The 10,301-nt window shown below is 71.4% G+C and carries 6 protein-coding genes; 5 read left to right on the top strand and 1 reads right to left on the bottom strand.

The annotated features are described in order from the left end of the window. Nucleotides 1–13 precede the first annotated feature (13 nt). The 5 genes from nuoL to ACF07S_RS30835 all read left to right on the top strand — a co-directional run bounded on the left by nuoL (nt 14) and on the right by ACF07S_RS30835 (nt 8,273). A complete protein-coding gene (gene nuoL, locus ACF07S_RS30855) occupies nt 14–1,978 on the top strand; it encodes an NADH-quinone oxidoreductase subunit L (RefSeq protein ID WP_391966118.1) in 1,965 nt (654 codons plus the stop codon). Nucleotides 1,979–1,983: 5 nt separating this feature from the next. Beyond that, nucleotides 1,984–3,555, top strand: a complete 1,572-nt coding sequence (locus ACF07S_RS30850; protein WP_391975684.1) for an NADH-quinone oxidoreductase subunit M — start codon at nt 1,984–1,986, stop codon at nt 3,553–3,555. Continuing rightward, a complete protein-coding gene (gene nuoN / locus ACF07S_RS30845) occupies nt 3,552–5,213 on the top strand; it encodes an NADH-quinone oxidoreductase subunit NuoN (protein WP_391966120.1) in 1,662 nt (553 codons plus the stop codon). The genes ACF07S_RS30850 and nuoN overlap by 4 nt, the downstream gene beginning before the upstream one ends. Nucleotides 5,214–5,371: 158 nt before the next feature. Then, on the top strand, nt 5,372–7,363 hold the full coding sequence (gene recQ, locus ACF07S_RS30840; RefSeq protein WP_391975723.1) for a DNA helicase RecQ: 1,992 nt from the start codon (nt 5,372–5,374) through the stop codon (nt 7,361–7,363). Nucleotides 7,364–7,643: 280 nt separating this feature from the next. Further along, nucleotides 7,644–8,273: a hypothetical protein gene (locus ACF07S_RS30835; protein ID WP_391966121.1), complete on the top strand. Its 630-nt coding sequence runs from the start codon at nt 7,644–7,646 to the stop codon at nt 8,271–8,273. A 25-nt stretch (nt 8,274–8,298) separates the two neighbouring features. Here the strand turns inward: ACF07S_RS30835 and ACF07S_RS30830 are convergent, their stop codons facing one another. Then, nucleotides 8,299–10,107 (bottom strand): acyl-CoA dehydrogenase, encoded by a 1,809-nt coding sequence (locus tag ACF07S_RS30830; protein WP_391966122.1) that lies wholly within the window; start codon nt 10,105–10,107, stop codon nt 8,299–8,301. Nucleotides 10,108–10,301: the final 194 nt, after the last annotated feature.

Raw genomic sequence — 10,301 nt, 5'->3', positions numbered from 1 at the left:
GGGGCGCTGCATCGTGGAGAACCTGATTGCGCTGCTGGTGGCGGCGCCCCTGCTCGGAGCGGCGGTGCTGCTGTGCGGCGGACGCCGGCTGGACGCCGTCGGCCACTGGATCGGCACGCTGCTCGCGGCCGTCTCCTTCGCGCTCGGCCTGGTGCTGTTCACCGGCCTGCTGGGCAAGGACGCCGGGGAACGCACCGTCACCCAGCACCTGTTCAGCTGGATCCCGGTGGAGGGCTTCCAGGCCGACGTCGCCTTCCGGCTCGACCAGCTGTCGATGACCTTCGTCCTGCTGATCACCGGCGTCGGCTCGCTGATCCACCTGTACTCCGTCGGGTACATGGAGCACGACGAGCGGCGCCGCCGCTTCTTCGGCTACCTGAACCTGTTCCTCGCGGCGATGCTGATCCTCGTCCTCGCCGACAACTACCTGCTGCTGTACGTCGGCTGGGAGGGCGTCGGTCTCGCCTCCTACCTGCTGATCGGCTTCTGGCAGCACAAGCCGAGTGCCGCGACGGCCGCGAAGAAGGCCTTCCTGGTCAACCGCGTCGGCGACATGGGCCTGTCGATCGCGATCATGCTGATGTTCCTGTGGTTCGGCACCTTCGCCTTCGAGCCGGTGCTCGGCAGCCACGGGGAGGCCGGACTCGCCGGAGCCGCCGGTGAGGACAAGCTCACCGCGATCGCGCTGATGCTGCTGCTCGCCGCCTGCGGCAAGTCCGCCCAGGTACCGCTGCAGTCCTGGCTCGGGGACGCGATGGAGGGCCCGACCCCGGTCTCCGCCCTGATCCACGCGGCGACCATGGTGACGGCGGGCGTGTACCTGATCGTCCGCTCCGGAGCGGTCTTCAACGGCGCCCCGGACGCACAGCTGGCCGTCACCGTCGTCGGCGCGGTCACGCTGCTCTTCGGTGCGATCGTCGGTTGCGCGAAGGACGACATCAAGAAGGCGCTGGCCGGCTCGACCATGTCGCAGATCGGCTACATGGTGCTGGCCGCGGGGCTCGGCCCCATCGGCTACGTCTTCGCGATCATGCACCTGGTGACCCACGGCTTCTTCAAGGCCGGGCTGTTCCTCGGCGCCGGCTCGGTGATGCACGGCATGAACGACGAGGTCGACATGCGCCGCTACGGCGGACTGCGCAGGTACATGCCGGTCACGTTCGTCACCTTCGGGCTCGGCTACCTCGCGATCATCGGCTTCCCGGGCCTGTCCGGCTTCTTCTCCAAGGACAAGATCATCGAGGCGGCGTTCGCCAAGGGCGGCACCGAGGGCTGGATCCTCGGGGCCTGCGCCCTGCTGGGCGCGGCCGTCACCGCGTACTACATGACGCGCGTGATGCTGATGACGTTCTTCGGCGAGGAGCGCTGGCGCAACGCCCCGGCGCCGTCCCCGGCCGAGCCGGACGTGGAGCCCGCCGCCGGGACGCACGGCGCGTACACGCCCCCGCACCCGCACGAGTCGCCGAAGGCCATGACGGTCCCGATGATCGTGCTGGCCGTCGGATCGGTCGCGGGCGGCGCGTTCTTCAGCATCGGCGACCGCTTCCTGCACTGGCTGGAGCCCGTCACCGGGCACGACCACGGTCACGCGCCGATCAGCGCCCTGACGGTGACCGCCGCCACGGTGGCCGTGATGGTCATCGGCGTGGCGATCGCCTGGGCCCAGTACGGGCGCCGTCCGGTGCCGGCCGTCGCCCCGCGCGGGTCGCTGCTCACCCGGGCCGCCCGGCGCGACCTGCTCCAGGACGACTTCAACCACGTGGTCCTGGTGCGCGGCGGTGAGCACCTCACCCGCTCGCTGGTCTACGTCGACCACACCCTGGTCGACGGGGTCGTCAACGGCACGGCGGCCTCGATGGGCGGCCTGTCCGGGCGGATGCGCCGGCTGCAGAACGGCTTCGTCCGGTCCTACGCGGTCTCGATGTTCGGCGGCGCCGCGGTCCTCGTCGCCGCGACCCTGCTGATGAGGGCGGTCTGATACCGATGTCCTTTCCTCTGCTGACGGCGACGGCGGCGCTCCCGGCCATCGGGGCGATCGCCACGGCCGCCGTACCGGCCGCGCGGCGCACGGCCGCCAAATGGCTGGCCCTGCTGTTCTCGCTCGCCACGCTCGCCTCGGCGATCGCCGTCCTGGTGCGGTTCGACCCGGACGGCGACCGCTACCAGCTCACCGAGTCCCACGCCTGGATCGCGGACTTCGGGGTCCGCTACGAACTGGGCGTGGACGGCATCGCGGTGGCGCTGATCGCGCTGACCGCCCTGCTGATCCCGTTCATCATCCTCGCGGGCTGGCACGACGCCGACCCCCTGGAGACCGGGAGCACGAGGTGGCGGCCGACGCAGGGCTTCTTCGCCCTGATCCTGGCCGTCGAGGCGATGGTGATCCTCTCCTTCGAGGCCACCGACGTCTTCCTCTTCTACATCTTCTTCGAAGCCATGCTGATCCCGATGTACTTCCTCATCGGCGGCTTCGGGGACCGGGCCCACGAGCACGGGGAGCAGGCGGCGGCCACGCAGCGGTCGTACGCGGCCGTGAAGTTCCTGCTCTACAACCTGGCCGGCGGTCTGATCATGCTGGCCGCGGTGATCGGGCTGTACGTGGTCGCCGGGAACTTCTCGCTCACCGAGATCGCCGCGGCGCGGGCCGACGGCTCGCTGGACATGGCGACCGGCACCGAGCGCTGGCTCTTCCTCGGCTTCTTCCTCGCCTTCGCGGTGAAGGCGCCGCTGTGGCCGCTGCACACCTGGCTGCCCAACGCCATGCAGGAGTCCACCGCGCCGGTGGCCGTGCTCATCACGGCGGTCGTCGACAAGGTGGGCACCTTCGCGATGCTCCGCTTCTGCCTCCAGCTGTTCCCGGAGGCGAGCAAGTGGGCGACACCGGTGATCCTCGTCCTGGCGCTCGTCAGCATCATCTACGGAGCGCTGCTCGCGGTCGGCCAGCGCGACATCAAGCGGCTGATCGCGTACGCGTCGATCTCGCACTTCGGCTTCATCATCATGGGCATCTTCGCGATGACCAGCCAGGGCCAGTCCGGTGCGACGCTGTACATGGTCAACCACGGCATCTCGACCGCCGTGCTGATGCTGATCGCCGGCTTCCTGATCTCGCGGCGCGGCTCCCGGCTCATCGCCGACTACGGCGGTGTGCAGAAGGTCGCCCCGGTGCTGGCCGGCACGTTCCTGATCGGCGGTCTGGCCACCCTCTCGCTGCCGGGGCTCGCCCCCTTCGTCAGTGAGTTCCTGGTCCTGGTCGGCACGTTCACCCGCTATCCGGTGATCGGCGTCATCGCCACCTTCGGCATCGTCCTCGCCGCGCTCTACACCCTCGTCCTCTACCAGCGGACGATGACGGGCCCGGTGAAGCCCGAGGTCGCCGGGATGCCCGACCTGCGGGTGCGGGAGATCGCGGTGGTGGCTCCGCTGGTGCTGCTGCTGATCTTCCTGGGCGTCTACCCGAAGCCCGTCACGGACGTCGTGAACCCGGCGGTGGAGCAGACCATGTCCGACGTACAGAAGAAGGACCCCCAGCCCGAGGCGGAGGCGGCCAAGTGAGTGCGACAGCAGCCGTCCACAGCCTGTGGACAACGGCGGCCACCGCGGCCGACCCGATCTCGAAGATCGACGCGCCGAAGATCGAGTACGGGCAGCTCGCGCCCACTCTGATCGTCGTCGGCGCGGCGATCGCCGGGGTGCTGGTCGAGGCACTGGTGCCGCGCAAATCCCGCTACTACGCGCAGATGTTCGTGGCCGTGGTCGCGCTCGTCGCGGCCTTCGCCGCGGTCGTGGCGCTCGCCGCCGACGGGTACGCCACCACCAAGGCGGGCATCGTGGCGATGGGCGCCATCGCCGTCGACGGACCGGCCCTGTTCCTGCAGGGCACCATCCTGCTGACCGCCCTGGTCGGCCTGTTCACCTTCGCCGAGCGCCGGCTCGACCCGGCGGCGCACGGCAACCGGGTCGATTCCTTCGCCGCGCAGGCCGCGTCCGTACCGGGCAGCGACAGCGAGAAGCAGGCGGTCAGGGCCGGGTTCGCCACCACCGAGGTGTTCCCGCTGCTGCTCTTCGCCGTCGCGGGCATGCTGATCTTCCCGGCGGCCAACGACCTGCTGACGCTGTTCGTGGCGCTCGAGGTCTTCTCGCTCCCGCTGTACCTGCTGTGCGCGCTGGCCCGCCGCAAGCGGCTGATGTCGCAGGAGGCGGCGGTCAAGTACTTCCTGCTCGGCGCGTTCGCCTCCGCGTTCACGCTGTTCGGCATCGCGCTGCTGTACGGCTACTCGGGCTCGATGTCGTACGCGACGATCGCGCAGGTCGTCGACGGCACGGTCCAGGACGTCACCCCGGCGCTCGCCGAGACCATGGGCAACGACGCGCTGCTGCTGGTCGGCGCCGCGCTGCTGGTCATGGGCCTGCTGTTCAAGGTCGGCGCCGTCCCCTTCCACATGTGGACGCCCGACGTGTACCAGGGCGCCCCGACCCCGGTGACCGGGTTCATGGCGGCGGCGACCAAGGTGGCGGCCTTCGGTGCGCTGCTGCGGGTGCTGTACGTGGTGCTGCCGGGCCTGCGCTGGGACTGGCGGCCGGTCATGTGGGCCGTGGCGATCGTCACCATGCTGGGCGGTGCGATCGTGGCGATCACGCAGACCGACATCAAGCGGCTGCTGGCCTACTCGTCGATCGCGCACGCGGGCTTCATCCTCGCGGGCGTCATCGCGGCCACGCCGTCCGGCGTCTCGTCGGTCCTCTTCTACCTGGCGGCGTACTCCTTCGTGACGATCGGCGCGTTCGCGGTGGTCACGCTGGTCCGGGACGCCGGCGGCGAGGCGACGCACCTGTCCAAGTGGGCGGGGCTCGGCCGCCGCTCCCCGCTGGTGGCGGCGGTGTTCGCGGTGTTCCTGCTGGCCTTCGCCGGCATTCCGCTGACCTCCGGCTTCGCCGGCAAGTTCGCCGTGTTCAAGGCGGCGGCGGAGGGCGGAGCGGCCCCGCTGGTCGTGGTCGGTGTGATCTCGTCGGCCATCGCGGCGTTCTTCTACATCCGCGTCATCGTCCTGATGTTCTTCAGCGAGCCGCGCCCCGAGGGCCCGACCGTCGCGGTGCCGTCACCGCTGACGACGACGGCGATCGGGGTCGGCGTGGCGGTCACGGTGGTGCTCGGCGTGGCACCGCAGTACTTCCTGGAGCTGGCGGGGGACGCGGGGGTGTTCGTGCGCTGACCCCGTCACCGCCGGACGAGGGAGCGGCCCGGTACCCCCGCCACGGGGGTGCCGGGCCGCTGCCGTCCCGGGCGGACCTGTGGACGACCGCGGGACTGTCGGTGCGGGCGCCTATCGTGGACGCAGTGGTCGAGGGACGACGCACGGGGGACGGGACGATGCAGGGGACGGGCGGTACCGCCGAGATGACAGTGACGGACCGGGAGGCGCTGGCCACCCTGCACCGGGTGTTCGGATACGACGCCTTCCGCGGTGAGCAGGAGGCGGTGGTCGAACATGTGGTGGCGGGCGGTGACGCGGTCGTGCTCATGCCGACCGGCGGCGGAAAATCGCTCTGCTACCAGATCCCGGCCCTGGTCAGACCGGGTACGGGAGTCGTCGTCTCCCCGCTCATCGCGCTGATGCAGGACCAGGTGACCGCGCTGCGGGCCCTGGGCGTGCGCGCCGGGTTCATGAACTCCACGCAGGACTTCGACGAGCGGCGGACCGTCGAGGCCGAGTTCCTCGCCGGCGAGCTGGACCTGCTGTACCTGGCGCCGGAGCGGCTCCGGCTGGACAGCAGCCTGGACCTGCTCTCGCGCGGGAAGATCTCCGTCTTCGCGATCGACGAGGCGCACTGCGTGTCCCAGTGGGGGCATGACTTCCGGCCGGACTACCTCAACCTGGCCGTGCTCGGACAGCGGTGGCCGGACGTGCCCCGGATCGCGCTCACGGCGACCGCCACGCACGCCACGCACCGGGAGATCACCGAACGGCTGGACATGCCGGACGCCCGCCACTTCGTGGCGAGCTTCGACCGGCCGAACATTCAGTACCGGATCGTGCCCAAGGCCGACCCCAGGAAGCAGCTGCTGAACTTCCTGCGCGAGGAGCACGCCGGGGACGCGGGCATCGTCTACTGCCTCTCGCGCAACTCCGTGGACAAGACCGCCGAGTTCCTCTCGCGCAACGGCGTCGAGGCGGTGCCGTACCACGCGGGACTCGACGGGGGGACGCGCGCCGCGCACCAGGCCCGTTTCCTGCGGGAGGACGGCCTGGTCGTGGTGGCGACCATCGCCTTCGGCATGGGCATCGACAAGCCGGACGTCCGGTTCGTCGCCCACCTCGACCTGCCCAAGTCGGTCGAGGGCTACTACCAGGAGACGGGCCGCGCCGGGCGCGACGGACTGCCGTCCACGGCCTGGATGGCGTACGGGCTGAACGACGTCGTGCAGCAGCGGAAACTCATCCAGTCCGGCGAGGGCGACGAGGCGTTCCGGCGGCGGGCCAACCAGCACCTGGACGCGATGCTCGCGCTGTGCGAGACGGTCCGGTGCCGACGCGGCCGGCTCCTCGCCTACTTCGGCCAGGACGCCGACTCGGCGGCCTGCGGCAACTGCGACACGTGCCTCGCCCCGCCGGAGACCTGGGACGGGACCGTCGCGGCGCAGAAGGTGCTGTCGACGGTGGTGCGGCTGCAGCGCGAGCGCGGGCAGAAGTTCGGCGCGGTGCAGATCGTGGACATCCTGCTGGGGCGGCGCACGGCCAAGGTCATCCAGTTCGACCACGACCAGCTCTCCGTGTTCGGCATCGGTGAGGAGCTGACCGAGGCCGAATGGCGGGGCGTCGTCCGCCAGTTGCTCGCCCAGGGGCTGCTCGCCGTCGAGGGGGAGTACGGCACGCTGGTGCTGACCGAGGCCAGCGGTGCGGTGCTGCGGCGGGAGCGGGAGGTGCCGCTGCGCAAGGAGCCCAAGAAGCCGGCGGCGGCCCGGGGCACGAGTGCCCGGGGGGACCGCAAGGCCAAGACCGCCGCCGCCGAGCTGCCCGCGGACCTCCTGCCCGTGTTCGAGGCGCTGCGCGCCTGGCGTGCCGAGCAGGCCCGCGAGCAGGGCGTTCCGGCGTACGTCATCTTCCACGACGCCACGCTCAGGGAGATCGCCGCGGTCCGGCCCGCGTCGGTGGCCGAGCTCGGCGGGATCAGCGGGGTGGGCGAGAAGAAGCTGGCCACCTACGGGGAGGGCGTGGTGGCCGTGCTGGCCGGACTGGAGGGACCCGGCGGCGCCGACCCGGGCGACTCCGGTCCGGACGGCCCCGTCCGGAACGCCCCTGGCCCGGACGGCCCCGGTCCGGACGACTGGCCCGAGGAGGAGCCGGAGCCCGACTGGACCTAGGTGTGCCGTCCCGGCCGCGGCCGGGACGCGGGCAGTGGCCACGCAGCGGGACGAAGGGTCCGCCGAAGGACGCGTGCACGGCGGCCGGGCGGCCCGCCGGCGCCAGGACGCCTGCCGGGTCGCGCCGGCCGTGGGCCCGCGTCCGCCGCCCGCTCCTGCGCCGGCGCCGGAACCGGGTGGCGGACTTCGCAGGCCCCCGCCCCGGGATCCCGCAGCCTCACTATCTTGTTCGCACCCGGCGCCCGAACCCCTGCACCGCCGACGAGCAGAAGGGTGAGCGATGCAGATCCTGGTCCCCGACGACCCGGTGTTCATGAGCAGGTTCACCGCGATCGAGCAGCCCCTGCTGCACCACCTGTACTACTTCTACCTGTCCGACCTCGACAACACCGACGCCAAGCTCATCCGCGCCGCCTACGACAGCTGGGACCGGATCCAGCGATGCCTGCCCGTCCCCCTGCGGTGGCCGGAGACCACCGCAGGGGCCGGCCCCGGGCAGCACACGACCGCGGGCCACGTCCTTCACGCCCCCGACGGCAGTGAGCTGCCCAGCCTGTACGCCGTGCAGCTGCCCCTCGGCCACCTGTGCGCCCTGCGGGCCTGCTGCGACATGCTGCGAGAGGCACGGACGAGGACCGACGGCCCCCTGGCGGAGGCCCTCGAGGACCTGGCCGTCCAGGGGCCGGACCTCGTCGACGGCTTCCGGCGCGCGGTGGAGGTGATGGAACTCAGCGCCCCCCGGCGTCTGCTGGAGGTCCTCCGGCGGGCCTCGCCCGCCGGGCCGGTCACCGCCCTCGCCCTCGACGAGGCCCAGCGGGCCGACTACCGCGACTTCTGCGGCCGCGTCGTGTACGTCCTCAGCGCCGGCGACGAATTCGGCTACACCTGCCACCGTGCCCTGTACGGCTGACCGGCCCGGACGGGCCTCCGCGCTTCTACGCCGGCACCGGATCCGCCCCACGCGCGGCGTGCAGCACGGGGTGGCCGCTCAGCAGTTCCTCCGGCACGTCGAACCCTTCGACCAGCGTCAGCGCGTGGGGCTCCAGAGCCATGACTACGTTGTCAACAGCGTCGGGCAGCTGCTGGACCTGTTCCGCGGTGATCCGCCCCTGGGCCAGCAGGTCACCGCTGTGCGCGGCGATCCGGCGGAGGGCGAACAGCCGGTGCAGGTCGGTCAGCAGGTGCCGGGTCCGTGCGCCGACCGCCCGGCCCGCCGCGTCGGACAGCGACTGGCCGGCCAGTCGGTGGGCGTGTGCGTCGACGAGCTCGAGCGCGGGGGTGACGGTCGCGTTCCACCGCGCCAGGGGTGAGGGGGCCCGGCCGGTGCGGAGCCGGGCGCGGGCCCGCTCGTGCCAGATCCGCTCGATGTCCGCCAGGAGGTCCTGCAGGTGCTGCGGGTCCGTCAGCGGGCGCAGCTCGGGCGGGATCTCACTGACCGGCTTGAGCACGAGGCCACCGAGCAGCATCTCGCCCGCGGCCTTGACCCAGATCACCTTGTTGTCGCCTTCGGCGGTGATGGTGCCCTCGTTCGCGGCGAGCTGGCCGGCGATGCCGTTGGCCAGGATCAGGCCCTGGGCGCCGCAGCGCTCGCGGCACTCGGTCATGACGGCGCGGGCCTGCCAGGTGATCCATCCCTTGGCGACGGCGATGAGCCGCTCGCGGTCCTCCACGTCGCCGTCCGTGTCGTCGGCCCACTGCCGGGTCACGTCGCGCTGCAGGAGCGTGGCGGCGTAGGCGGTGGCGGTGGCCTCCAGCAGGGGCCCGTGGTGGCTGCGGTGCGCGAACAGCGGCACCTTGTGCCCGCCGGTCATGCCGGAGGTGTGGCGGTTGTGGGCGTGGCGGACGGCGACGGTCAGGGCGTGGCGGGTGGTGCCGAGGCTGTAGGCGCTCATGCAGAGCTTGCCCATGGTGACGCGGCTGATGGAGCGCAGGAACCGTTTGCGGGGGCTGCCGAGGCTGCTGGTGAAGCGTCCGTCACGGGTGAGGCGTCCGTGCTCGCCCTGAAGCAGCGCGGTGTAGGGCAGGGGGACGTGGTGGAAGCTGGTGGCGCAGTGGTCGACGGGGCTGCTGGCGGTCTGGGGCAGCCGGCGTATCTCCACGCCGGGCAGCGGTGTGCCGTGGGCATCGTGCAACGGGGTGAGGAACAGGAACACGCCAAGGTCGCGGTCGTCGACGAGGAGGCGGGCGGCGACCACGGCGTCCTTGGGCCCGCCCACGGCGCTGGTGTTGGGCATCCACTTGCAGGCCTCGGGACGGGGGGTGTCGAGGACGAAGCCGCCGGTGGCCCGGTCGAAGGTGCAGGTGGTCTCCATCTGGGCGGCGTCGTTGCCGTGGGCGAGTTCGGTGCACAGGAACGTTCCGACGCGGGACATCCGGGCGTATGCGGTCAGATCCCGGTCGTCGTGGTCGTGATCGAGGAGGCTGCCGAGGAATAAGTTGTAGTGGATGCTGGCGCAGGTCGCCATGCCGGCGTCGACGACGCCGGCCCACTCGTGCATCGCGCTCAGCGCGGTGGGATCGCAGGCGAAGGCCAGCGGGTCGTCGAGATGGTGATCGACCAGGCGCAGACGCTCGTAGGACAGCCGGATGCGCTCCTCGTGGGAAAGGCCTTCCTGATAGGCGAACGGGGCGGAGCCGAACAGCCGTTTCCAGGAGTGGTGGGCAGCGGCGGAGCGGCTACCGAACAGAGCGGTGGCGAGTTCGGCCGGCACGTCGTGGTGGGGGGAGAGCTGAGTGTCCGTCACAGACGCACAAGCTACCTCCGATGATCATTCGGCGACATGGTGATCAACGCCACGCTTGAAAGGGCTCGAGCGGTGGCATCTACCCTCCCGTTCGCTCCGCGACACCTGAGAACGGAACGGATGTGCGAGGGCGTCGGAGGTCCGGCGTGCGGTGGCCGCGGCGGGGCCGGCCACCGGGGCGCCGGCCCGCGACC

This window comes from Streptomyces sp. NPDC016640, from assembly GCF_043076215.1.
GTDB lineage: Bacteria > Actinomycetota > Actinomycetes > Streptomycetales > Streptomycetaceae > Streptomyces.
The sequence above is the reverse complement of the archived record's forward strand: the minus strand, read 5'-3'. Positions and strand labels throughout refer to the sequence as shown.